Annotated in this window: 21 protein-coding genes; 18 read left to right on the forward strand and 3 right to left on the reverse strand. The window is 65.7% G+C overall.

The window, feature by feature from the left end; all coding sequences use genetic code 11:
* Positions 1–91 precede the first annotated feature (91 nt).
* Positions 92–946, reverse strand: coding sequence for a PCC domain-containing protein (locus BMZ97_RS09260; RefSeq protein WP_092167664.1), 855 nt, complete (start codon positions 944–946; stop codon positions 92–94).
* A gap of 360 nt (positions 947–1,306) precedes the next feature.
* On the opposite strand from BMZ97_RS09260, the gene BMZ97_RS09265 reads away from it, so the two are divergent.
* On the forward strand, positions 1,307–1,555 hold the full coding sequence (locus tag BMZ97_RS09265; RefSeq protein ID WP_092167666.1) for a hypothetical protein: 249 nt from the start codon (positions 1,307–1,309) through the stop codon (positions 1,553–1,555).
* A 92-nt stretch (positions 1,556–1,647) separates the two neighbouring features.
* Here BMZ97_RS09265 and BMZ97_RS09270 read toward each other — a convergent pair whose 3' ends face one another.
* Both BMZ97_RS09270 and BMZ97_RS09275 read right to left on the reverse strand, forming a co-directional pair.
* Positions 1,648–3,285 (reverse strand): acyl-CoA synthetase, encoded by a 1,638-nt coding sequence (locus tag BMZ97_RS09270; RefSeq protein ID WP_092167667.1) that lies wholly within the window; start codon positions 3,283–3,285, stop codon positions 1,648–1,650.
* Positions 3,286–3,320: 35 nt separating this feature from the next.
* A complete protein-coding gene (locus tag BMZ97_RS09275) occupies positions 3,321–4,199 on the reverse strand; it encodes an IclR family transcriptional regulator (protein ID WP_092167669.1) in 879 nt (292 codons plus the stop codon).
* A gap of 247 nt (positions 4,200–4,446) precedes the next feature.
* Between BMZ97_RS09275 and BMZ97_RS09280 the strand changes: the two genes are divergently transcribed.
* From BMZ97_RS09280 to BMZ97_RS09360, 17 genes are all read left to right on the forward strand, one after another.
* Complete coding sequence (locus tag BMZ97_RS09280; RefSeq protein ID WP_092167671.1) at positions 4,447–5,460, forward strand: TRAP transporter substrate-binding protein; 1,014 nt, start codon at positions 4,447–4,449, stop codon at positions 5,458–5,460.
* Between the two features lie 10 nt (positions 5,461–5,470).
* Positions 5,471–7,348: a TRAP transporter large permease gene (locus BMZ97_RS09285; RefSeq protein ID WP_092167672.1), complete on the forward strand. Its 1,878-nt coding sequence runs from the start codon at positions 5,471–5,473 to the stop codon at positions 7,346–7,348.
* Entirely contained in the window at positions 7,348–8,151 is an 804-nt protein-coding gene (locus BMZ97_RS09290) for an SDR family NAD(P)-dependent oxidoreductase (protein WP_092167674.1), read from the forward strand. The genes BMZ97_RS09285 and BMZ97_RS09290 overlap by 1 nt, the downstream gene beginning before the upstream one ends.
* Before the next feature lie 262 nt (positions 8,152–8,413).
* Complete coding sequence (locus tag BMZ97_RS09295) at positions 8,414–9,145, forward strand: maleate cis-trans isomerase family protein (protein ID WP_175525490.1); 732 nt, start codon at positions 8,414–8,416, stop codon at positions 9,143–9,145.
* Between the two features lie 196 nt (positions 9,146–9,341).
* Positions 9,342–9,935: a TetR/AcrR family transcriptional regulator gene (locus BMZ97_RS09300; protein ID WP_092167677.1), complete on the forward strand. Its 594-nt coding sequence runs from the start codon at positions 9,342–9,344 to the stop codon at positions 9,933–9,935.
* On the forward strand, positions 9,932–10,696 hold the full coding sequence (locus BMZ97_RS09305; RefSeq protein WP_092167678.1) for an ABC transporter ATP-binding protein: 765 nt from the start codon (positions 9,932–9,934) through the stop codon (positions 10,694–10,696). The genes BMZ97_RS09300 and BMZ97_RS09305 overlap by 4 nt, the downstream gene beginning before the upstream one ends.
* A gap of 2 nt (positions 10,697–10,698) precedes the next feature.
* Positions 10,699–11,430, forward strand: a complete 732-nt coding sequence (locus tag BMZ97_RS09310; protein WP_092167680.1) for an ABC transporter ATP-binding protein — start codon at positions 10,699–10,701, stop codon at positions 11,428–11,430.
* 81 nt (positions 11,431–11,511) lie between these two features.
* Complete coding sequence (locus tag BMZ97_RS09315) at positions 11,512–12,717, forward strand: ABC transporter substrate-binding protein (RefSeq protein WP_092168886.1); 1,206 nt, start codon at positions 11,512–11,514, stop codon at positions 12,715–12,717.
* A 15-nt stretch (positions 12,718–12,732) separates the two neighbouring features.
* Positions 12,733–13,596, forward strand: coding sequence for a branched-chain amino acid ABC transporter permease (locus tag BMZ97_RS09320; RefSeq protein ID WP_244546315.1), 864 nt, complete (start codon positions 12,733–12,735; stop codon positions 13,594–13,596).
* Positions 13,596–14,510: a branched-chain amino acid ABC transporter permease gene (locus BMZ97_RS09325; RefSeq protein WP_092167682.1), complete on the forward strand. Its 915-nt coding sequence runs from the start codon at positions 13,596–13,598 to the stop codon at positions 14,508–14,510. Before BMZ97_RS09320 ends, BMZ97_RS09325 begins: the two co-directional genes overlap by 1 nt.
* 12 nt (positions 14,511–14,522) lie before the next feature.
* Positions 14,523–15,011, forward strand: coding sequence for a GAF domain-containing protein (locus BMZ97_RS09330; protein ID WP_092167683.1), 489 nt, complete (start codon positions 14,523–14,525; stop codon positions 15,009–15,011).
* A 29-nt stretch (positions 15,012–15,040) separates the two neighbouring features.
* Positions 15,041–16,276 (forward strand): metal-dependent hydrolase family protein, encoded by a 1,236-nt coding sequence (locus BMZ97_RS09335; protein ID WP_092167685.1) that lies wholly within the window; start codon positions 15,041–15,043, stop codon positions 16,274–16,276.
* 246 nt (positions 16,277–16,522) lie between these two features.
* Positions 16,523–18,022 carry a M81 family metallopeptidase gene (locus tag BMZ97_RS09340; RefSeq protein ID WP_092167686.1) on the forward strand — a complete coding sequence of 500 codons (1,500 nt, stop codon included), beginning with the start codon at positions 16,523–16,525 and terminating at the stop codon, positions 18,020–18,022.
* Positions 18,023–18,045: 23 nt separating this feature from the next.
* Positions 18,046–19,206, forward strand: coding sequence for a M20 aminoacylase family protein (locus BMZ97_RS09345; protein WP_092167688.1), 1,161 nt, complete (start codon positions 18,046–18,048; stop codon positions 19,204–19,206).
* 2 nt (positions 19,207–19,208) lie between these two features.
* On the forward strand, positions 19,209–20,345 hold the full coding sequence (locus tag BMZ97_RS09350; RefSeq protein ID WP_092167689.1) for a M20/M25/M40 family metallo-hydrolase: 1,137 nt from the start codon (positions 19,209–19,211) through the stop codon (positions 20,343–20,345).
* 279 nt (positions 20,346–20,624) lie between these two features.
* Positions 20,625–22,208 carry an ABC transporter substrate-binding protein gene (locus BMZ97_RS09355; RefSeq protein WP_092167691.1) on the forward strand — a complete coding sequence of 528 codons (1,584 nt, stop codon included), beginning with the start codon at positions 20,625–20,627 and terminating at the stop codon, positions 22,206–22,208.
* A 26-nt stretch (positions 22,209–22,234) separates the two neighbouring features.
* A complete protein-coding gene (locus BMZ97_RS09360) occupies positions 22,235–23,176 on the forward strand; it encodes an ABC transporter permease (RefSeq protein ID WP_092167692.1) in 942 nt (313 codons plus the stop codon).
* Positions 23,177–23,204: the final 28 nt, after the last annotated feature.

Here is a 23,204-nt window from a genome sequence, read left to right on the forward strand (position 1 = left end):
GCCTCATCAGTCAGACGGAAGCATGCATCCGCGCGTCGGACAGGTCGCGCGCAATCACTTCGGCCAGCACCGAAGCATCGGCGCCCAGCCCTTACCCCGCCTCGAGCACCAGCTCGAAGGTCATCAGCACTGGGTTGTCGCCGCGCGTCAGGCGACCCTGCGCCATCGCGCCGGTGTAGTCGACCAGCGCCACGTCGATGTCCGACATCATGCGCTCGCCTTCGCTCCAGATCCGGCCGGACTTGATCGCGATTTCGGTGGCGAAGTTCTCGACCGCCCGGCCGTCCTCGAAGCGTGCACCGATCGTCGAGCCGACGCCGCCATGGATCGTCGCGCGGCTGACGCCGTGCTCGGCGCAGAACTGCTCCAAAGCGCCGGCAAGATCGATATTCGGACGCACGCGCAAGGCGAAGAAGCGCCCCTCCCGCGTCGCGCCCAGCAAGGGGACGGTCGCGGGGCCAAACAGCTTGAAATTGGTCTCGGCATCGACATAGGCCGCGAAACCCGCGCCATCGATGCCGACGGCCGGGAGCGTGATCGCCTCGGCCACCAGCGTCTCGTCGGGCAGGATATGGCCGCCGCTGCGCTTGCCGTCCGCCTCCTGCCAGAGCGCATGGCAATGGAAGAAGGGCGCGCCGTCACGCAGGCCGAAAGTCAGCGCGCCGGTCTCGATGCGAGCGATACCCGGCGGCCGGAAGATCTCGCTGTAGAAAGCCGCGTGCTCCGGCGTCTGCGACAAGGCCGGCATGACATAGGTGAAGGACGACAGGGCCGCGCCGTCGATCCGCGCGACGCCTGAGGTGAAGCCCGCCGCGGCAAAGCTGCGCCGCACGGCCTCCAGCAGGGGCAAGCCGGGCTGCAGCGTCATCTCGAAGCGCAGACCGTGGCTTTCAGCCCATTCGACGCGCTCGGGCGCTGCGGAACCAGGCTGTTCGATGCGCCTCATGACGTCATCCTCCAGAGCCGGATGATTTCAGACAGGATCACAAGTGATCCTGTCTGAAATCTGAATCCGTCTCTCATCAAAGAGTTAGAGCAGGATCGATGCGAAAAACCGGTTCCCACTTTTTCGCATCCTGCTCTAGCAAAAGTCCGACGCATCATGGCGGGATCGCGGTCGGGTAAAAAGCGGTCATGCGGGTGGAACACCGAACTGAGCGGCAAAACCGGCGCATATTGGCAGGACAATGGCAACCTCGTTTCAGCGTGGCGGCGGAACCAACGGCCCCGCCAGATGTTTTCGCTCAGTCCGTTCCGGGCCGGTTCGACCTGGAAAGGTCATCAACGATCAAGAGAGGATAACCTGATGGATAGGCGCTCTTTTATCCTGAGCCTGATTGGTGGAGCGGCCGCCGCCAGCGTCGGCGCTGTCGCGATGGCGCAAGCCACGCCGGTGACGCTCGCTCCGGAGCCCGTGGACGCGAAGCCGGCCGAGCCGCACGCGGCCCGTACGCTCGATGATGCCGACGCCGAGTTCAGCCGCTATCACCGGCGCCATCATCGCAGGCATTATCGTCGGCATTACCGCCGTCACCGCCGCTACTACCGCCGCTGATCGGCGCCAGCGCATTCCCGGGCTCCGTGGCGACCTTGTTCCGGCCGTCATGGGGCCTGTCTGCTGGTTGAAGCCATCCATCGCAGCAGCCGTCACGAGCGCAGCCAGTCCAATTCGCCGCGCGCCTCGAGCTCGTCCTTGACCAGGCGCTTGGGCACCTTGCCATAGCCGGATTTCGGCAAGGCCTCCCAGAAGAAGAAGCGCTTGGGCATCTTGTAGCGGGCGATCTTCGCGGCGAGGTATTCCGCCATTTCGGCCTCGGTCGCGCTTGCACCCGCGCGTGCCACGCAGACCGCGACGCCGATCTCGCCCCAGACCGGATCAGGCAGGCCGAGCACAGCGACCTCCGCAATCGCCGGATGGGTCAGGATCTTCTCCTCGATCTCGCGCGGATAGATGTTCGAGCCGCCGGAGATGTACATGTCCGAGGCGCGGCCGGTGATGTAGACAAAACCCTGCTCGTCCATATGGCCGAGATCGCCGGTCCGGAACCAGCCATCGCGGAAGGATTTCGCGTTGGCTTCGGGGTTGTCGTAATATCCGGCGAAGACGGCGGGGCCGATCACGCAGATCTCGCCCTGGACGCCCGGCGCAACTGCATGGCCGGCATCGTCCTGGATCTGCACCTCCATGCCGCTGCGCTCGTAACCACAGGTGCCGATGCGCGCAGCGGGACCGTCCTGGGCCTCGTGCAAGGCCGGTGGCAGCACCGTGATGTTGCCGGTGACCTCGCCCAGGCCGAAATACTGCACCAGCACTTTGCCGAGCTTGGCGAGCGCGGCCTTCTGGTCCTCGCGATACATCGGCGCGCCCGCATAGATGATGTGGCGCAGGCTGGAATGGTCGTGCTGGTCGACGGCCGGATGCTCGACCAGCATCTTCAGGATGGTCGGCACGGTGAAGATGTTGGTGATCTTGTGCCGCTCGATCAGGCGATAGGCCTCGTCGATGTCGAAGCGCTCCGTCGGCAGCAGGATCGTCGTAGCGCCGCGGGAGGACAGCACGAGCTGATGCACGCCCGCCCCATGCGAGAGCGGGGCGACGACGAGCGAGGCGTCGGCCTCGGTCGAGCCCGGCACCAGATCGGCGAGATGGTTCGTCACCACGAAGCCCATCTGGCCATGCGTCAGCACCGCGGCCTTCGAGCGCCCGGTCGTGCCGGAGGTGAAGAAGAACCAGCACGGATCGTCATGCTCGACCGCGGCATTGGCGACCTGCTCGCCGAGATGGCGCGCGATCACCTCGCCGACCTCAGCCTCGCCGAACTCGCCCGGCCCGATCCGCCAGATGAAGTCTGGCGCCGGATCCGAAGCCGCGACAGCTGCCGCATGGGCCGGAAAATCGCCATGGCAGATGAAGGCCTTGGCGCCCGAGGAGGTACCGAGATAGCCGACCTCGTCGGGCAGCAGGCGGAAATTCGTCGGCACCCAGACCGCACCCAGGCGGAAAGCGGCGAACATCGAGACGAACATCGCGTCGCAATTCTTGGAATGGACCAGGATGCGGTCACCCTTGCCGATGCCGCGCTGGCGCAAACCGGCGGCAAGCGCCGAGACCTGCGCGTCGATCTCGCCCCAGCTCCAGGTCCGTTCGCCCCAGATGAAGCCGGCCCGCTTCCCGAAGCGGCGCGCATTCTGCGTCGCGATATGGGCCAGGTTCATCACGCGTTTGGACATGGGAACAACGCCGCCCTTGGGCGCGATGCCGGTTTTCAGCGCGGTCTCGGTCATGCTGCGCTCTCCTTGTCGCGGCGGATCGTCATGGTTCATCTCCGTTCGCCGGCGCGGCGGCGCAGTGGTGCGGACGCGCCCGGCTGTGCCGGCCGGGCCTCGTCCTGGATGTGGAATTCACGCAGCCTGGCCTCGAGCCTGGCGACCTCGTCCCGCAGCAATTGCGCAAGGAAGGGTTCGCGGTCCGGCTGCATCCGGCTTTCGATCGCGGCCAGCGAGAGGCAGGCATCGGCCCGCCCCTGCGCATCGCGCACGACCATCGCCATGCCCCAGGAGCCGGGGAAGAGCAGCCCGCGATTCATCGCATAGCCGCGCTCGCGCGCCTCCGCGACGAGGTCGTCCACGATCGCTCGCGACAGCATCGGGTAGCGCAGCGGAAACTGCGCCGCATTGGCCGCCATCGCCTGCTCGACACCCTCGTCGTCGAGCGCGGCCAAAAGCGCGATGCCGCCGACGCCGGCCCCGAGCAGATGCCTGTCGCTGGGGGCAAGCACATGCGAGCGGATCGGATAATCGCCGTCCTCGCGTTGCAGGCAGACGACCGTCCAGTCCCGCCTGACCTGCAGGAAGGCGGCATCGCCCGTCGCCTGCGCCAGGCGCACGACGCCTTCCTGCGCGAGCCGATGGATTCCGAAACGATCGGCTGCGATGGTGCCGAGAATGAAGGATTCAGGCCCGAGGAAATAGCGCCGTGTCGCCGCCTCCTGCTCGATCAGCCCGGCCTCGATCAACGCCACCAGAATGCGGCGACACGTCGGCTTCTGCAGCCGCGAGCCGTCGACGAGTTCGCTCAGGCTGGCGCCGCGCGTGCGGCTCGACGCGACCAGCCGCAGCAATGCGGCCGCCCGTCCGATGCTTTGCGCACCGGTCGGTTCGGAGCTGGCCTCCCGCACAGCAAGATTTGGACGATCCATATCGTGGACCCTTTTTGCGTCCTTATTGCGTTGACAACTGTTTCATCACTTGTATTTCGTCAAGGATAAAGAATACTGGCTCCGAGCGATCCACGATATGGAACAGTTCGAGCAGGCTGGCGGCCAGAAGGTCGCGGCCAGAGTTACGCGGCCTTCCGAAACCGGAAAGAGGGCCGTCGCTGCGATTACAGCTCTCGCGCGGGCAAACCTGCGGAGAGTCCGGCCTGAAGATTTGGGAGGACACCAGATGACGAGATTGACACGCCGCAGCTTTGCCGCCGGCACGGGCGCCCTTGCCGTGACCGGATTTTCCATCGGCCGGGCCCGGGCGGCCGAATTCACCTATAAATTCGCCAACAACCTGGCGCTGACGCACCCGCTCAACAAGCGCGCGCAGGAAGCCGCCGGCAAGATCAAGGAAGAGACCGGCGGCCGCTTCGAGCTGCAGATCTTCCCCTCAAGCCAGCTCGGCTCCGACACCGACACGCTCGGCCAGATCCGCTCCGGCGCGGTCGATTTCTTCACCCTCTCGGGGCTGATCCTCTCGACCCTGGTGCCGGCCGCCGCGATCAACGGCGTCGGCTTCGCCTTCAAGGACTACGACACGGTCTGGAAGGCGATGGACGGCAAGCTCGGCGACTATGTCCGCGCCGAGATCGCCAAGAGCCGCTCGATCTTCGCGATGGAGAAGATCTGGGACAACGGCTTCCGCCAGACCACGAGCTCGGGCAAGCCGATCGTCACCCCGGCTGATCTGAACAACCTCAAGATCCGTGTCCCGCCCGCTCCGCTCTGGACCTCGATGTACAAGGGCTTCGGCGCGGCGCCGACGACGATCAACTTCAACGAGGTCTACAGCGCCCTGCAGTCGAAGATCGTCGACGCGCAGGAGAACCCGCTCGCGATCATCGAGACGGCCAAGCTCTATGAGGTCCAGAGTTTCTGCTCACTGACCAACCATATGTGGGACGGCTTCTGGCTCCTGGCCAACAAGGCGAACTGGGACGCCCTGCCCAAGGACATCCAGACCATCGTCGCCAAGCACCTCAACGCCGCCGGTATCGCCGAGCGCGCCGACGTTGCGGCACTGACGGTGAACCTGCAGGCCGAATTGTCCGCCAAGGGCATGAAGTTCAACACGGTCGACGCCGCTCTCTTCCGCGACAAGCTCAAGAGCGCCGGCTTCTACAAGGAATGGGAAGCCAAGTTCGGCAAGGACGCCTGGGCGACCCTTGAGGCCGCCGTCGGCTCGCTGAGCTGACGCCGGCACCATGGACACCGTGTCCGAATTCGCGACGCCGCCAGCGACAGCGGCGGCGCCACGCCGGCCGCTTGCCGCGAAGATCGACCGCGTCCTCGGCGTCATCGTCGAGATACCCGCAGCGATCCTCGTCGTCGCCGAAGTGGTCGTGCTGTTTTCGGGCATTGTCGCCCGCTATCTCCTGCACACGCCGCTGACCTGGTCGGACGAACTCGCCTCGACCCTGTTCCTCTGGCTCGCCATGCTTGGCGCCGTCGTCGCGCTCCGGCGCGGCGAGCATATGCGCATGACCGCGCTGGTCTCGCGTTGCACGCCGGAATGGCGCAACTTCTTCGACGCGCTGGGCGTGGCGGCCGGCCTTGGCTTCCTGTTGCTGATCATCGGCCCCGCCTTCCGCTGGGCCGAGGAAGAAGCCTTCATCACCACCCCGGCGATGGAAATCTCCAATGTCTGGCGCGCGGCCGCCTTCCCGGTCGGCGTCGGGCTGATGATCGCCTTTTCGCTGCTGCGCCTGACCATGCGCTCGGGCGTGCCGCAGGCTCTGCTGGCGCTGGCTTTGGTCGCTGTCGCGCTCGCCGGCTTCTGGTGGCTCGGTCCCATGCTCAAGACGCTGGGCAATCTCAACCTGGTCATCTTCTTCGTCGGCGTCGTCGGGTTTTGCGTGTTCTCCGGCGTACCGATCGTCTTCTCCTTCGCGCTCGCAACCTTCGGCTATCTCGCGCTCACCACGCGCGTGCCGACGATGACCCTGGTCGGGCGCATGGACGAAGGCATGAGCCATCTCATCCTGCTCGCCGTGCCACTCTTCGTCTTCCTCGGCCTGCTCATCGAGATGTGCGGCATGGCCAAGGCGATGGTGCGCTTCCTGGCGAGCCTGCTCGGCCACGTTCGCGGCGGCCTCTCCTATGTGCTGATCGGTGCGATGTACCTCGTCTCCGGCATTTCGGGCTCGAAGGCAGCCGACATGGCCGCGGTCGCACCGGCCTTGTTTCCAGAGATGAAGGCGCGCGGCGCCAAGCCCGGCGACCTCGTCGCCCTGCTCTCGGCCACGGGCGCGCAGACCGAGACCATCCCGCCCTCGATCGTGCTGATCACCATCGGTTCCGTGACAGGCGTCTCGATCGCGGCGCTGTTCACCGGCGGCCTGCTGCCCGGCGTCGTCCTGGCGATCGGGCTCTGCTTCGTCGTGGCGCGGCGCTATCGCCATGACGATCTCAGCCATGTCGTGAAGGCGAAATGGCCCGAGATCGGCAAGACCTTCATCATCGCGCTGCCGGCCCTGGCATTGCCCTTCCTGATCCGCGCCGCCGTCGTCGAGGGCGTTTCGACCGCCACCGAGGTCTCGACCATCGGCATCGTCTATTCGCTGATCATCGGGCTTCTGGTCTACCGCCAGTTCAACTGGTCCCGCCTCGGCCAGATTCTGATCGACACAGCCTCGCTCTCCGGCGCCATCCTGATCATCATCGGGGCGGCCTCCGCCATGGCCTGGGGCCTGACGCAGTCTGGCTTCTCCCGGACGCTGGTCGAGATCATGACGCATCTGCCCGGCGGCGCGATCGGCTTCATGGCCGTATCGATCCTTGCCTTCATCATCCTGGGTAGCGTGCTCGAAGGCATCCCCGCCATCGTCCTGTTCGGCCCGCTCTTGTTCCCGATCGCCAAGCTTGTCGGCATCCACGAGGTGCACTACGCCATGGTCGTGGTGCTCGCGATGGGGCTCGGCCTGTTCGCACCGCCCTTCGGCGTCGGCTATTACGCGGCCTGCGCCATCGGCAAGGTCAATCCCGACGAGGGCATCGGCCCGATCTGGGGCTATATGCTGGCCCTGCTGATCGGCCTGGTCATCGTCGCGGCGGTGCCCTGGTTCTCGATCGGATTCCTGTGATGGCCGATCGTCTGAAGAGCAAGATCGCCATCGTCTTCGGTGCCGGCTCGTCGGGGCCGGGCTGGGGCAATGGCAAGGCCGCAGCCGTCGCCTTCGCCCGCGAAGGCGCCCGCGTCGCCTGCATCGACATCAGCCAGGCTGCCGCCGACGAGACCGCCGGCATCATCGCCGGGGAAGGCGGCGTCGCCATCGCGCTTGCCGCCGATGTCACACAGCAGGGTTCGATCGACGCAGCCGTCGCCGCGACCATGACCCGCTTCGGCCGCATCGACATCCTGCACAACAATGTCGGCGTCACCCATATGGGCGGCCCGGTCGAACTCAGCGAAGAGCAGTTCAAGGCGGCGGTCGACCTCAATCTCGGCCCGGTCTTCCGCTGCTCCAAGGCGGTGATCCCGCATATGCTGAAGGCAGGCGGCGGCGCGATCGTCAACATCTCCTCGCTCGCGGCGATCCGTTGGACCGGCTACCCCTACTTCGCCTATTACGCGACCAAGGCGGCGGTGAACCAGGCGACGCTCGGCCTCGCCATGCAATATGCAAGGCAAGGCATCCGCGCCAATTGCATCATGCCCGGCATGATCGACACGCCGCTGATCTACAAGCAGATCTCCAGCCAATACGCCTCGGTCGAGGAGATGGTCGCGGCGCGCAACGCCGCCGTGCCGCTCGGCAAGATGGGTACCGCCTGGGACATCGCCAACGCGGCCGTCTTCCTCGCCTCCGACGAAGCCCAGTTCATCACCGGTGTCTGCCTGCCGGTCGATGGCGGCCAGAGCTGCGCCGTCGCCCCGCTGGCATAGGGCGTTTTCGAGCGAAGTGGACACCGGTTCGCGTGAAGAAAACGCGTCGAGACAAAGAGCTTAGAGCCGTTGAACGATCCAATTGGATCGTTCAACGGCTCTAAGCACTCGCCCACCCGGGCGGCTGGCCTGCATCTTGCTGCCTTGGATCAAGTCGCATTCGGACGGTTCCGTCCGAATGCGACGTGATCGATTCCTGGATTTTAGAGCATTGCTCATGCGAAAAACCGGTACCCATTTTTTCGCGCAATGCTCTGGAGCCATGCAAACCGACATCGCCATCGGCACGATCACGCCCTCGGGCAACCGCACGGTCGAGCGTGTGACGCAAGCGATCTGCGCCACGCTGGCGGGGGTGACGCCCCTGTTCACGCGCATCCCCGTCTTCGGCAACACCAGCCCCGACCAGGTCGCGGCCAACCCCTATGACTGGCCGGCCATGCTGCAGGCGGCGGAATTGCTGAGCCATGCCGAGCCCGCTGCGATCTGCTGGAACGGCTCGAAGGGCGGCGACTACGGCTTCGACATCGACGAACGGCTCTGCGCCGACATCACCGCGCGGACCGGACTGCCCGCAGTGACCTCGGCCTTGGCAACGCTCGATGCGCTGCGACGGCTGGAGGCCCGGCGCATCGCGCTGATCACGCCCTACACCACGGCCGCCCAGGCCCGAGGTATCGCTAATTTCACCAACAAGGGCTTTGCCGTCGTCGCCGAACGCCATGCCGGCCTGAGCGACAATCTCTCCTATGGCGCGGTGCCGCCAGGCGAGATCGCCGCGATGGCGCGGGCGGCCGTGGCGGAGGAGGCCGCCGAGGCGATCGTCATCTTCTGCACCAATTTCAACGGCGCTCCCGCCGCAGCCATGCTTGAGGCGCAGACCGGTTTGCCCGTGATCGATTCGGCAGCGGCCGGTGTCTGGGCCGCGCTCAGGGCAGCCGGCGTCGATACGAGCCCGACCGTCACAAGTTGGGGCCGGATTTTCAGCCTCTGACGACCCGAACCGCTTAATCCCGCGGCCGCTCCGCACACGCCTTCAATCCAGGCATTGGGCGCATAAGAAACATGCTTGACTGTTTGCAAAACGAGTCGCAGCTTCCGATCGTCCTGTGGGGTTGAGGCTTGGCGTGAGCGGAACCGGTAAAAGACGATCCCAAAAGGAGCGCAGCGCAGAAACCTCGACGCGGCTGATGAACGCAACGATCGACCTGCTGCATGACCGGGGCCTTGCTCGCACCACCACCCCGGAGATCGCCCGCCAGGCCGGTGTCTCACGCGGCGCGCTGACGCATCATTTCACCACCCGCGAGGCGATCATCAGCGTCTCCGTCGCAGATATGCTCAGCAAGACCACTCGCGACCTGCATCGCTTCGCCGAGGATTTCATCGCCCGCGGCGGCTCCAGCGACGAGATCGTCGACTACATCTGGCAGATGATGGACGACCGGCTGTTCTACGTCACGATGGAGTATCTGCCCGAAGCCCGGCACAATCCCGACTTCAGAGCCGACCTCATCCCCACTGTGCGCGATTTCCACGCCGGTCTCGACGCGATCTGGACGGCGCTTGCGGCTCGCACCGGCGTCGACCCCGATCATACCCGCATCGTCATGAACGCGACGATGTGCCTCGTACGCGGCATGATCAGCCAGACGGTGCTGCGCCCCAACGACCCCGCCTATTATCAGGAGATGCTGGCCTTCTGGAAGCAGCAGGTCCGCCAGCAATTTCCGATCGAGGCCGCCTCCGCGCAGGATTCCAGGCGCAAGGCGGGCACGCGATGACGGCGGCCCTGACCATCGAAGGGCTGAAGCTCGACTTCTATGGCGTGCATGTGCTGCGCGGCGTCGATTTCGCCGTTCCCGTCGGCTCCTTCACCGGGCTGATCGGCCCCAACGGCGCCGGCAAATCGACCCTGTTCAACGCCGTCTCCGGGCTCTACCGCCCCAAGGCCGGCTCGGTCCGGCTGGGTTCGGTCGAAACCACCAGCCTGCCCCCTGAAAAGCTCGTCGCTGCGGGTCTGGTGCGCTCATTCCAGCTTGCGCGCGGCTTTCCCAAGCTCAGTGTCTTCCAGCACCTGATGCTCTATGGCGCCGGGCAGCCTGGCGAGAACCTGCTGGCGGCGATGCTGCGCTCGGCTGCAGCGCGACGGCGGGAGCAGGAGCTCACCGAGCGCGCCTTCGACATCGCCCGGCGGCTCAAGCTCGACCATGTGCTGGACAACCCGGTGACGGCGCTCTCGGGCGGGCAGAAGAAGCTGGTCGAGATCGGGCGCGCCTTGATGGCGGCCCCCAAGATCCTGCTGCTCGACGAGCCTATGGCCGGCGTCAATCCCAGCCTCACCGAGCAGATCGCCGATCACCTCATTGCGCTGAACCGGGACGGGCTGACCATCTGCCTGATCGAGCACGACATGGCGCTGATCAAGCGGCTCTGCGCGCCCGTCATCGTCATGGCCGAGGGCAAGACCCTGACGCAAGGCTCATTCGACGAGGTCGCCTCCGACATCCGCGTGCAGGAAGCCTATCTCGGGAGGCGGCATTGAGCATGGCGAATGGCGACCTGGCGAATGGCGGCCTGCTCGCCGTCGATGGCGTCGTCGCCGGCTATGGCGCGGCTGAACAGATCCTGAAGGGATGCTCGCTGCATGTCGGAGCCGGCGAGATCGTCTCGATCATCGGCCCCAATGGCGCCGGCAAGTCGACGTTGCTGAAAACGATCGCCGGGCTGGTGTCCGCCCGCGAGGGCGCGATCGTCCTGAACGGAGCCGATGTGACCAGCGAGGGCGCGCTCGGCCGCGCCAGGCACGGCATCGGCTTCGTACCGCAGGAGCGCAATGTCTTCGGCGCGATGACGGTTGCCGAGAACCTCGAGATCAGCGGCTTCCAGGACCCGGGCAAGGTGCGCGAGCGCAGCGAGGAACTCTATGCCCGCTACCCGATGCTGGCGAGCAAGCGCCGCGCGCTCGCCCGCACACTCTCGGGCGGCCAGCGCCAGATCCTCGCCATGGCGATGGGCCTGATGAACGCCCCTGCACTGCTCCTGCTCGACGAGCCGACGGCCGGCCTCTCTCCCAAGGCGGCCGAGGAGCTGTTCGAGGCGATCGTAGCGCTGAACAAGGGCGGCCTGCCGATCCTGATGGTCGAGCAGCATGCGCTCGAAGCGCTCGAGATCTCGACGCGCGGCTATGTCCTCGTCTCCGGCCGCAATAGCCGCGAGGGCTCAGGCCCCGCGCTTGCCGCCGACCCCGAAATCCGCCGCCTCTTCCTCGGCGGCTGATCACGATGCCGACCTGATCCAAGCCGACCGACCAAGAACCAGCCAACATACAAGAACCAGCAATCATAACAGGGGATGACCATGACCGAGTTCCTGACCGACCGCCGCACGCTGCTCGGCGGCGCTGCCGCGCTTGCCGGCCTCTCCGCCTTGCCGAGGCTCGCTTTGGCGCAGGGGGCACCGATCAGGATCGGCACGCTGACGCCCTTGACCGGCTCGGGCGGCCCCTATGGCCCACTGATGGTCAAGGCGGTGAAGGCGGTCGTCGACGAGGTCAATGCCGCTGGCGGCGTGCTTGGGCGGAAGGTCGAGTTGATCTCTGAGGACGACCAGACCAATCCGGAAGCCGGCGTGCGCGCCGCGCGCAAGCTGATCGACGTCGACAAGGTCTCGGCGATCCTGGGTACCTGGGCTTCCTCGGTGACCACCGCCGTCGCCCCGCTCTGCTGGGAATCGAAGACCTTCCTCGCCACCGTCTCCGGCGCGGATTCGATCACGCTGCTGCCGCATCAGGGCTATCTGGTCCGCACGCAGCCCAACACCAAGCTTCAGGGCCGGAAGTTCGGCGAATTTGCTCTTGCCCAGGGTGCCAAGCGCGTCTTCGTGCTCTCGCCGCAGACGCCTTTCGCTCAGAGCCAGTTCGAAAGCATGACAGCCATCGTCAAGGCTGCCGGCGGCGAGACGGCCATGCTGATCTATGACGATAAGAAGCCAGCCTATCGCAGTGAGATCGACGAGGCGCTTCGCTTCAAGCCGGACGCCATCGTGCTCGGAGGCTATACGCCCGACACCAGCGTGATACTCAAGGATCTGTTCCGCGCCGGTTTTTCGGGCACGAAGCTCGCCTTCGGCTACTCGGTCAACCAGAAGCTCCTGGACAGCGTACCGGCCGATGTGGCGGATAAAACCTTCATCCTCTCGCCCTCGCCGGCCGAAGGCTCGAAGGCCTATGAGCGGCTGGTCAAGCTGATCGGCGTTGCCTCGCCCGATCCCTACACCACGCAGATCTACGACCACATCAACCTCGTGCTGATGGCGATTGCAATCGCCGGCGACGCCTCGGGCACCGCGATCAAGGACAATATCCGCAAGGTCAGCCAGGCGCCCGGTGGCGCCAAGATCGACAACGCCATCGACGGTTTCAAGGCCATCGCCGCCAAGCAGGCGGTCGATTATGACGGCGCCAGCGGTCCCTGCGACTTCACCGAGATCGGCGACATCAGCGACTCGAAGTTCCGCTACGAACAGGTCCAGTCCGGCAAGATCGCCCTGGTCAAGATCGCCTGATCGGGACCTGGCTCAGTGACCCTCCTCCTTCAGGCGCTCATCAACGGGCTGATGACCGGGGCGCTGATCGCCGTCCCGGCGATCGGCTTCTCCGCGATCTTCGCGGTGCTGCGCTATCCGAACTTCGCCATCGCCTCCTATGCCACCATCGGCGCTTTCGTCGCCTGGTGGGCGAATGCAGGGCTTGGACTGCCGGTCGTCCCGGCACTCGCCATTGCCTTTGCGGTGACAGGCGTGGTCGGCGTCGTCGCGGAGGAGATCTCGCTGAAGCGCTTGCGCGACAATGGCGCGCTGATCGTGGCCATCGCTTCGATCGCGCTCAATCTTGTGCTCGAAAACATCGTCCGCTTCATCTTCGGCAACGATATGAAGGGCTATGATCTGCCCCTCGCCCGCGACCTGCGCTTTGGTGAATTGCGCATCGGCCCGCAGCAGCTCCAGAGCCTCGCGCTCGCAGCGATCATCATGGCGGCGATGTTCCTGTTCCTGCGCTATACCCGTTTCGGCAAGGCGATGCGCGCGGTTGCCGACAACCCCGACCTCGCCCGCCTGAAGGGCATCGACCCGGCCAGGATCGCGATCGTCACGGTCTTTCTCGGTGCCGGACTGTCAGGCGTCGGCGGCGTGCTGATCGGGCTCGACACCTCGATCGACCCGCTCACCGGCTACCGCGTGTTGCTTTCGGTCTTCGCCGCAGCGGTGCTCGGCGGGCTCGGCTCGATCCCGGGCGCGGTCGTCGGAGCGCTCGCGCTCGGCGTGGCCGAGGAGCTGGCGCTGATCGTTACGCCCGCGACCTACCGCACCGCCGTCGGGTTTGTGGCGATCCTGATCATGCTGACCTTCCGCCCGCGCGGCATACTGGGCGAAAGAGCGGCCTGATGCTGTCTTATGTCATCTTCACCCTGACGCTTTGCGGCATCTACGCCTTGCTCGCGCTCAGCCTCAACCTGATCTGGGGCGGGGTCGGCCTCGTCAATCTCGGCCTCGCCGGCTTCTTCGCGGTCGGCGCTTATGCCTCCGCGATCGCGACGGGAGCCGGTGCGCCCGTGCTGATCGGCTGGGCGGCGGCGCTCATCGTCGGCGCGGTCGTCGGCCTCGTCGTCACCTTCGCAACCTTACGCCTGCGCGACGACTATCTCGCCATCGTGACGCTCGGCTTCGCCGAGGTCATCCGCCTCGTTGCGCTGAACGAGCGCTGGCTGACCAAGGGCTCGGATGGCATCTCCGGCATCAAGGCCCCGCTCAAGGCCGAACTCGGCCTGCAGGGTTTCAGCGTCTTCTATCTCGGCCTCGTCACGCTCATCGTGCTCGTGATCTGGGCGCTGCTGCGGCGGCTCGATCTCTCCCCTTACGGGCGCGCCATGAAGGCGATCCGCGAGGACCAGCAGCTCGCAGCCTTCGCCGGCAAGACCGTGCTGCGCTTCAAGCTCCAGGCCTTCGCGCTCTCGGCCGCGATCGCCGCGCTGTCGGGCGCGCTCTACGCGCATTTCCAGTCCTATATCTCACCGGACCATTTCCAGCCGCTGATCACGATCTACATTTTCCTCGCAGTCACCGCCGGCGGCGTTGGCCGTCCCAGCGGAGCGGTGCTTGGCGCCTATCTCGTCGTGATCTTCCTGGAAGCGACGCGCTTTGCCACCGAATGGCTGCCCGGTCTCCAGCCCGTCCAGATCGCCTCTATGCGCGAGATGATGATCGGCGTCGCGCTGATCCTGGTGCTGCATCTACGCCCGCAAGGCATCATGCCTGAGCAAATTCCCAAGGCTCCTCGCCAACCTACGCCCACCGCCTGAAAGCAGCCCATCATGTCAGACGATCTCGCCACCCTCTCGGCCCTGCTCAAGGAGCCGGGCCAGCCCGACACCGTGTTCAAGGCGTTCGACGCCATCGCCAAGCGCCTTGTCGGCCACGAGCTGTTCACGCTGCTCTATGTCGACGGCTCCGAGGTCGCGCGCATTTATTCCAACCGACCGGCCGAATATCCCGTCTCCGGCCGCAAGCCGATGGGCCCGACGCCCTGGGGCAAGCATGTCATGGAGGGCCAGAAGCCCTATCTGGGCAAGGACAAGGCCGGCATCCGCTGGGCCTTCTTCGACCATGAGTTGATCGAGAGCATGGGGCTCGGCTCGGTCATCAACGTGCCCGCGATCTATGATGGCAAGGTCATCGGCACGATCAACCTGCTCGCGCCCGAGGGCCATTACCGCGAGGAGCATGTCGCTCCCATCGAGCGGCTCGCGCCGATGATCGTGCCCGGCTTCCTGGCCGCCCGCGCTGCCGCGCGCGCGCTCTGATACCCATCCTGCTCCAGCGGAGAACACCCGTGGCTTCCACCCTCTTCACCAATGCCCGCATCGTCGACGGCACCGCGCCCGAAGCGGGCGCTCCCGTCAGCGTCCTCGTCGAGGGCGGCACCATCCGCGAGGTCGGCAAATCCGTGACTTCGGCCAAGGCCAAGGTTGTCGACCTCAAGGGCAAGACCCTGATGCCCGGCCTGATCGACGCCCATGTCCATGTCGTCGCCGGCGTCGCCGATCTCGGCAAGAACGCCACCCTGCCGGATTCGCTCGTCACCGCCCGCTCCTTCGTGATCATGCGCGAGATGCTGCTGCGCGGCTTCACCACTGTGCGCGATGTCGGCGGCGCCGATTTCGGCCTGAAGCAGGCGACCGAGGAAGGCCATTTCCCGACGCCGCGCCTCGTCATCTCCGGCAAGGCGCTGAGCCAGACCGGCGGCCACGCCGATTTCCGCGGCCGCTATGATGACCGCGCGGCGGTAAGCGACCGCCATCGCCTCGGCGCACTCGGGCGCATCTGCGACGGGCTCGACCAGGTTCGCCGCGCCGCACGCGAGGAAATGAAGGGCGGGGCCGATTTCATCAAGATCATGGCCAATGGCGGCTGCGCCTCGCCGACCGATCCGATCCATTTCCTCGGCTTCTCCGTCAGCGAGCTGGAGGCGATCGTCGAGGAGGCCAGGATGGCAGGGACCTACGTCTCCGCCCATGTCTATACCGACGAGGCGATCCGCCGCTGCGTCGAGGCCGGCGTGCACTCGCTTGAGCACTGCAACCTGATCCAGGCCGAGACCGCCAAGCTCGCAGCTTCGAAGGGCGCGGTCGCCGTGCCGACACTGGTGACCTATGACAAGCTCGTCAGCGATGGTCCCAAACTCGGCTTCCCGCCCGATTCCGTCGCCAAGGTCGATGTCGTCCGCTCCGCCGGCATGGAATCGCTCGCGATCATGAAGAAGGCCGGCCTCGCCATGGCCTATGGCAGCGACCTGCTCGGCGAGATGCATCGCTACCAGTCGGAGGAGTTCGTCATCCGCGGCCGCGCCTTGCCGGCCCATGAGGTGATCGCCTCGGCGACCCATATCGCCGCCAAGCTGCTCAAGCTCGAAGGCAAGATCGGCACGGTGGCGGCAGGCGCCCATGCCGACCTGATCGTCATCGATGGCGACCCGCTCAAGGATCTCTCGCTGCTGACGCGCCAGGGCAAGCACATGCCCTTGATCATGAAGGGCGGCGCCTTCGTGAAGCGCGCCAGCCTGAACTGAGGCGAGCCGGCTACCCGTCATTGCGAGCGCAACGAAGCAGTCCCGGAGGTTTCTCTCCTCGCCCCTGGATTGCTTCGTCGCTTTACTCCTCGCAATGACGGAAAGGGCTTGCCTGCAAAATAGACCTGCCTGCTAAAGCGGCGACCCCATGCATAATCGCGCAGGCATCTGACCAGAATTGAACCTTGGCCCCCATGGGCCTTGCGTGCTTACCTGCCGCCTCGCTGCAATGATCGAGGAACCGTCATGTCGCCCCGCATCGCCTTTGGCGGTTTCTTGCACGAGACCAACACCTTCGCGCCGAGCAAGGCCTCGATCGAGCATTTCATCCAGGGCGGCGGCTGGCCCTCCCTTGCGCGCGGCGACGACATCTTCGCCGCCGTGCACAACGTCAATGTCGGCGCCGCCGGCTTTGTCGAGAAGGCCAAGGCGCTCGGCTGGGAGATGGTGCCGACGCTGTGGTGCGCCGCCAGCCCCTCGGCCCATGTCACGGCAGACGCCTTCGAGACCCTGCTGAACGAATTGGTCGAACGCATCAGCGCCGCATTGCCTGTTGACGGGGTCTATCTCGATTTGCACGGCGCCATGGTCAGCGAGGCCTATCCCGATGGCGAGGGCGAAACCCTGCGCCGGGTGCGCGCCGCGATCGGCCCCGACATCCCTCTCGTCGCCAGCCTCGACCTGCACGGCAACATCACGCAGCTGATGATGGATTCGGCCGACGGGCTCGTCGCCTACCGCACCTATCCGCATATCGACATGGCCGAGACCGGCAGCCGCGCCACGACCTATCTGGCAAAGCTGATCGGCACTAGGACGCGCCATGCCAAGGCCTTCCGCCAGGTGCCCTATCTGATCCCGATCGCCTGGCAGGCGACAGCGATGGAGCCCTGCAAGACGATCTATGCCGAGCTCGCGGCGCTGGAAGGCGAGAGCGTGCCGACGCTCTCTTTCCTGCCCGGCTTTCCCGCCGCCGATTTCGCCGATTGCGGCGCGACCGTGCTGGCCTATGGCGCAACGCAAGCCGATGCCGACCGCGCGGCCGATGCCGTCTTCGCCCGGGTGATGGCGAGCGAAGCCGCCTTCAAGGGCAAGGTCTTCCAGCCCGATGAGGGCGTACTGGAGGCGATGCGGCTGGCAGAGGGAGCCTCGAAACCGATCGTCATTGCCGACACCCAGGACAATCCCGGCGCCGGCGGCGATTCCGACACGATGGGGATGGCGCGGGCGCTGGTGCGCAATGGCGCGCAGCGCGCCGCAATCGGTGTGATCGTCGATCCCGCGGCGGCAGCCGCAGCGCACAAGGCCGGCGTCGGCGCCACGATCACGCTCTCGCTCGGCGCCAAGTCCGGCATCCCCGGCGATGTCCCGCTCGAGGGCGAGTTCGTGGTCGAGCAATTGTCGGAAGGGCGCTTCGTTGCACCCGGCCCGTTCTATGGCGGCTCGCGCATCAATCTCGGCCCCTGCGCGGCGTTGCGTATCGGCGGCGTGCGCATCGTCGTCGGGTCGCGCAAGGCGCAGATGGCCGATCAGGCGATGTATCGCCAGGTCGGCATCGAGCCGACCGAGCAGGCGATCCTGGTCAACAAAAGCTCGGTGCATTTCCGCGCCGATTTCGAGCCGATCGCCCAGACGATCCTGGTCTGCGCCGCGCCCGGCCCGATGCCGGTCGATCCCTCAGTCCTGCCGTGGAAGCATCTGCGCCCCGGCATCCGCACCGCGCCGCTCGGCCCCGTCTTCGGCTGATCCTCGTCCTTCGGAGTTAGTTCATGCCCACCCTGCCCCAGATCGAAGCCTTCAAGGACGACCTCGTCGCGATCCGCCGCGATATCCACGCCCATCCCGAGATCGGCTTCGAGGAGGTCCGCACTTCGGGCATCGTCGCCGAGAAGCTCGCATCCTGGGGCATCGAGGTGCATCCCGGCATCGGCAAGACCGGCGTGGTCGGCATCCTCCAGGGCAAGGGCGGACCGGGCAGGCGCATCGGCCTGCGCGCCGACATGGACGCGCTGCCGATGGAAGAGACCACCAACCTGCCCTTCCGCTCGACCATTCCCGGCCGCTTCCATGGCTGCGGCCATGACGGCCACACCACGATGCTGCTCGGCGCGGCGCGTTATCTCTCGGAGAATCGCGATTTCACCGGCACGGCGGTGTTCGTGTTCCAGCCGGCCGAGGAAGGCCTGGGCGGCGCCCGCGCCATGCTCGCCGACAAGCTGTTCGAGCGCTTCCCTTGCGACGAGATCTACGGGCTGCACAACGCCCCCAATCTCGACCCCGGGCAGATCGCCGTCTTTCCCGGCCCGGCCATGGCCGGCGCCGACTTCTTCGACATCAAGATCACCGGCCGGGGCAGCCATGGCGCCATGCCCCATGTCGGGCGCGATCCGGTCATCGTCGCCATCTCACTGGCAGCGGCGCTGCAGACCATCGTCAGCCGCAATGCCGATCCGCGCGAAGCTGCCGTGCTCTCGATCACGCAGATCCATGCCGGCTCCGCCTATAACGTCATCCCCGAGGAGGCGGCGCTCGCCGGCACCATCCGCACCTTCTCGCCCGACATCGCCAAGCTGATCCGCGAGCGCATGCGCGAGATCGCGGCCGGCATGGCACTGACCTTCGGCGTCCAGATCGATGTCGAGATCCGCGACATCTTCGACGTGCTGGTCAATCACGGCCCGCAGGCCGAGGCCGCAGCCAAGGTCGCCGCCGAGATCGTCGGCGCCGATAATGTGCTGACCGAGGTCAAGCCGATCATGGGCAGCGAGGATTTCGCCGACATGCTGCGCGCGGTGCCCGGCGCCTATTGCTGGGTCGGCCATGCCGGCAACGTGCCGGTGCACAACCCCTCCTTCATCCTCGACGATGGCATCCTGCCGGTGGGCGCGAGCCTGCTCGCGCGCCTCGTCGAAACGCGACTGGCCGCCTGATCATGTCCTTCGACACGCTGACCTTCGACACCGACGCGATGCTCGCCGGCCTGAAGCGCTGGATCGAATGCGAGAGCCCAACCTTCGATGTCGCGGCCGTGAACCGGATGATGGATCTCGTCGCCAACGATCTCGCGGCCGTCGGCGCGACCGTGACCCGCATTCCCGGCCCGCCGGGCCTGGGCGATTGCGTGCGCGGCGACTTCCCCCATCCCAGGCGCGGCGAACCCGGCATCCTGGTGATGTCGCATCTCGACACCGTGCATCCCATCGGAACGCTGAAGGCCTTGCCCTTCCGGCGCGAAGGCACGCGCTGCTACGGGCCGGGCATCCTCGACATGAAAGGCGGCGCCTATGCCGGCCTGCAGGCGATCGTGGCGCTGGCCAAGGCCGGCATCGAGACGCCGCTGCCGGTCAGCGTGCTCTATACCAGCGACGAGGAGATCGGCAGCCCCGGCACGCGCGAGCTGATCATGCAGCATGCCGGCCAGCACCGTTACATCCTGGTTCCCGAGCCCGGCCGCCCTGGCAACGGCGTCGTCACCGGCCGCTACGCCATCGCCAGGTTCAACCTGCTCGCCGAGGGCCGGCCGAGCCATGCCGGTTCGCGCCTGAAGGACGGCCGCTCCGCCATCAACATGATGGCGCGCCAGCTCATCGCCATCGAGGAGATGACGGGCGACGACTGCACCTTCAGCGTCGGCGTGATCTCGGGTGGACAATGGGTCAATTGCGTGCCGACCACCTGCCGGGCCGAGGCGCTCAGCATGGCCAAAAGGCAGTCCGACCTCGACCGTGGCGTCGAGCGCATGCTGGCCCTCTCGACCAAGAATGCCGACGGCACGCGCTTCACCGTCACGCGCGGCGTCACCCGCCCGGTCTGGGAGCCGGACGCGGGAACGCTGAAGCTCTATGAGCTTGCGCGCGGCATCGCCGGCGAACTCGGCTGGGAACTCGAGCATGGCTCGGCCGGTGGCGGCTCGGACGCGAATTTTACCGGGGCGGCCGGCATTCCCTCGCTCGATGGGCTCGGCCTGCTCGGCGCCGGCTACCACACGCTGGAGGAGCATATCGAGGTCGACAGCCTGGCCCAGCGCACCCGCCTGATGGCCGGGCTGCTGACGCGGCTTTCGGCCTGAGCGCGATTGACAGAGGCTCCCGTTTCGCGGGAGCTTCCCGGCCTGCCTATGGCATGGCCCCTGCATACGCAGGCCAACGGATCGGGACGCACAAGAACACGAACGCACCAAGTCACGACCAGCTAGAGCGTTTTCGAGCGAAGTGGACGCCGGTTCGCGTGAAGAAAACGCGTTAAGACAAAGTGCTAGAGCAATTGAACGATCCAATTGGATCGGAAATCACTCTAGATCACGATCAGCGAAATAACCGCCCGAATGGGTCAGAGGGGAGATCAGTGCATGATGTCGCGTTGGAAGATCATCACGGCGGCCGCCGCGCTGCTAGCCGGAAGCAGTGTTCTCTCCGGGGGCTTCTCGGCCCAGGCGCAGACGCTGAAAGTCGTCATGCATTCCGATGTGAAGATCGTCGATCCGATCTGGACCACGGCCTATATCGTCCGCAACCACGGCTACATGATCTACGACACCCTCTTCGCCCTCGACGAGAAGGGCGATGTGAAGCCGCAGATGGTCGACACCTATACGGAGTCGCCGGACAAGCTGACCTACAAGTTCACGCTGCGCGACGGCCTGCTCTGGCATGACGGCAAGCCGGTCACGGCGGAAGACTGCGTCGCCTCGATCAAGCGCTGGGCGGCGCGGGACCCTATCGGCCAGAAGCTGATGTCCTTCGTCGACGCGATGGCGATCGACGATGCCAAGAGCTTCACGGTGAAGCTGAAGTCGCCGACCGGCCTGCTGATCTTCGGGCTCGGCAAGCCGTCCTCGAACGTGCCCTTCATGATGCCCAAGCGCGTCGCGGAGACCGACCCCAACACGCAGATCTCGGAGTTCATCGGTTCAGGGCCCTTCGTCCTGAAGACCGACGAATGGAAGCCGGGCGACAAGATCGTCTACACCAAGTTCAAGGACTACAAGCCACGCGCCGAGCCGGCCTCGGGCCTCGCCGGCGGCAAGGTCGCCAAGCTCGATCGCATCGAGTGGCTGGCGATCTCCGACCAGCAGCAGGCGGTCAACGCCCTGCTCGCCGGCGAGATCGACATGATCGAGCAACCCTCCTTCGACCTGATCCCGCTGCTCAAGAGCGACAAGTCGATCAAGCTGATCGACTATAATCCGCTCGGCCTGCAATACACGCTGCGGCCTAACCACACGATCAAGCCCTTCGACAATCCCAAGATCCGGCAGGCGCTGACCTATGCGCTGAACCAGAAGGATTTCCTCGAGGCGGTCGTCGGCAACCCCGACTACTACAAGACCTGCAAGGCCATGTTCATCTGCGGCTCGCCTCTCGCGACAGAAGCTGGGATGGACGGATTGCTGGAGTCCAACTTCAAGAAATCGCAGGAGCTCCTGAAGGAGGCCGGCTATGACGGCACGCCGGTCGTGCTGCTGCATTCGACCGATCTGCAGTCGCTGACCAACCTGGCGCCCGTCGCCAAGCAATTGATGGAAAAGGGCGGCTTCAAGGTCGACATGCAGTCCTCGGACTGGCAGTCGGTGGTCGCCCGCCGCGTGCGCAAGACCCCCGTGGCGGAAGGCGGCTGGAACGCCATGCTGACCGCCTGGGTCTCGGCCGACGTGCTCAACCCGGTCATGGCCGGCTTCTTCAATGCGAGCTGCGACAAGGCCGCCTTTGGTTGGCCCTGCGACGAGCAGATGGAGAAGCTGCGCGACGATTTCGCTCGCGAGACCGACCCGGCCAAGCAGAAGGCGATCGTCGAAGCCGTGCAAATGCGTTGGCGCGAGGTTGTGACCCACGTCCATCTCGGCCAATACACGGTGCCGATCGCGACCCGCCCCAACATCAGCGGAATCCTGACGGCGGCAGCGCCGGTGTTCTGGAACGTCGAGAAGAAGTGAGGCGTCCGAACTGACAGGCTAGCTTCATGCTCGGCTACATCCTGCGCCGCCTGCTCGCGACGATTCCCGTTCTGGGGATCGTCGCCGTGCTGGTCTTCCTGATGCTGCGCCTCACGCCAGGCGACCCCGCCGCGGTCATCGCCGGCGACAATGCGACGACCGCGCAGATCGAGGCGATCCGCGCCAAGCTCGGCCTCGACCAACCGATCATCACCCAGTTTGGCATCTGGGCCGGCAATCTGCTGCATGGCAATCTCGGCGAGAGCTTCTTCTTCAAGAAGACCATCGGCGAATTGATCCTGGGGCGCATCGAGCCGACGCTTTCGCTCGCCTTCGCCACCATGCTGATCGCGGTCTGCGTCGCGATTCCGCTCGGCGTGCTCGCAGCCTACAAGCACGGCTCCTGGATCGACCGGGTCGTGATGGGCTTCTCGGTGCTCGGCTTCTCGGTGCCGGTCTTCGTCATCGGCTACCTCCTGATCTACGTCTTCGCGATCACGCTGGGTTGGTTTCCCGTCCAGGGCTATCAGCCGATCTCCGGCGGCTTTGGCGGCTTCATCCAGCGCCTGATCCTGCCGGCGGTGACGCTGTCGGTGATCTACATCGCCCTCATCGCCCGGATGACGCGGGCCAGCGTGCTGGAAGTGCTGAGCGAGGATTATATCCGCACCGCCCGCGCCAAGGGCCAGGTCGAGAGCAAGATCCTGTTCCGGCACGCGCTCAAGAACGCCGCCGTGCCGATCGTCACCGTGGTCGGCATCGGCATCGCGCTCCTGATCGGCGGCGTGGTCGTCACCGAGAGCGTGTTCGCGATACCGGGCCTCGGGCGCCTCACCGTCGATGCGGTGCTCGCGCGCGACTACCCGACGATCCAGGCCGTGATCCTGCTGTTCTCCGTCGTTTATGTCGCGATCAATCTCGGCATCGACCTGGCCTACTGCCTCTTCGATCCGAGGATCAAATATTGAGCGCCGAACCCAGCCTGATCGCCCCGGT

Origin of the sequence: Allobosea sp. OK403 (assembly GCF_900113835.1) — a bacterium.
In the GTDB taxonomy this organism is placed as follows: Bacteria; Pseudomonadota; Alphaproteobacteria; order Rhizobiales; family Beijerinckiaceae; genus Allobosea.

Coding starts and splice junctions, on each gene's coding strand:
- BMZ97_RS09340 (WP_092167686.1), top strand. CDS start 16,523: ATGTCGCCCCGCATCGCCTTTGGCGGTTTCTTGCACGAGACCAACACC.
- BMZ97_RS09280 (WP_092167671.1), top strand. CDS start 4,447: ATGACGAGATTGACACGCCGCAGCTTTGCCGCCGGCACGGGCGCCCTT.
- BMZ97_RS09260 (WP_092167664.1), bottom strand. CDS start 946: ATGAGGCGCATCGAACAGCCTGGTTCCGCAGCGCCCGAGCGCGTCGAA.
- BMZ97_RS09275 (WP_092167669.1), bottom strand. CDS start 4,199: ATGGATCGTCCAAATCTTGCTGTGCGGGAGGCCAGCTCCGAACCGACC.
- BMZ97_RS09345 (WP_092167688.1), top strand. CDS start 18,046: ATGCCCACCCTGCCCCAGATCGAAGCCTTCAAGGACGACCTCGTCGCG.
- BMZ97_RS09350 (WP_092167689.1), top strand. CDS start 19,209: ATGTCCTTCGACACGCTGACCTTCGACACCGACGCGATGCTCGCCGGC.
- BMZ97_RS09355 (WP_092167691.1), top strand. CDS start 20,625: ATGATGTCGCGTTGGAAGATCATCACGGCGGCCGCCGCGCTGCTAGCC.
- BMZ97_RS09300 (WP_092167677.1), top strand. CDS start 9,342: ATGAACGCAACGATCGACCTGCTGCATGACCGGGGCCTTGCTCGCACC.
- BMZ97_RS09290 (WP_092167674.1), top strand. CDS start 7,348: ATGGCCGATCGTCTGAAGAGCAAGATCGCCATCGTCTTCGGTGCCGGC.
- BMZ97_RS09305 (WP_092167678.1), top strand. CDS start 9,932: ATGACGGCGGCCCTGACCATCGAAGGGCTGAAGCTCGACTTCTATGGC.
- BMZ97_RS09330 (WP_092167683.1), top strand. CDS start 14,523: ATGTCAGACGATCTCGCCACCCTCTCGGCCCTGCTCAAGGAGCCGGGC.
- BMZ97_RS09360 (WP_092167692.1), top strand. CDS start 22,235: ATGCTCGGCTACATCCTGCGCCGCCTGCTCGCGACGATTCCCGTTCTG.
- BMZ97_RS09295 (WP_175525490.1), top strand. CDS start 8,414: ATGCAAACCGACATCGCCATCGGCACGATCACGCCCTCGGGCAACCGC.
- BMZ97_RS09325 (WP_092167682.1), top strand. CDS start 13,596: ATGCTGTCTTATGTCATCTTCACCCTGACGCTTTGCGGCATCTACGCC.
- BMZ97_RS09315 (WP_092168886.1), top strand. CDS start 11,512: ATGACCGAGTTCCTGACCGACCGCCGCACGCTGCTCGGCGGCGCTGCC.
- BMZ97_RS09270 (WP_092167667.1), bottom strand. CDS start 3,285: ATGACCGAGACCGCGCTGAAAACCGGCATCGCGCCCAAGGGCGGCGTT.
- BMZ97_RS09265 (WP_092167666.1), top strand. CDS start 1,307: ATGGATAGGCGCTCTTTTATCCTGAGCCTGATTGGTGGAGCGGCCGCC.
- BMZ97_RS09310 (WP_092167680.1), top strand. CDS start 10,699: ATGGCGAATGGCGACCTGGCGAATGGCGGCCTGCTCGCCGTCGATGGC.
- BMZ97_RS09285 (WP_092167672.1), top strand. CDS start 5,471: ATGGACACCGTGTCCGAATTCGCGACGCCGCCAGCGACAGCGGCGGCG.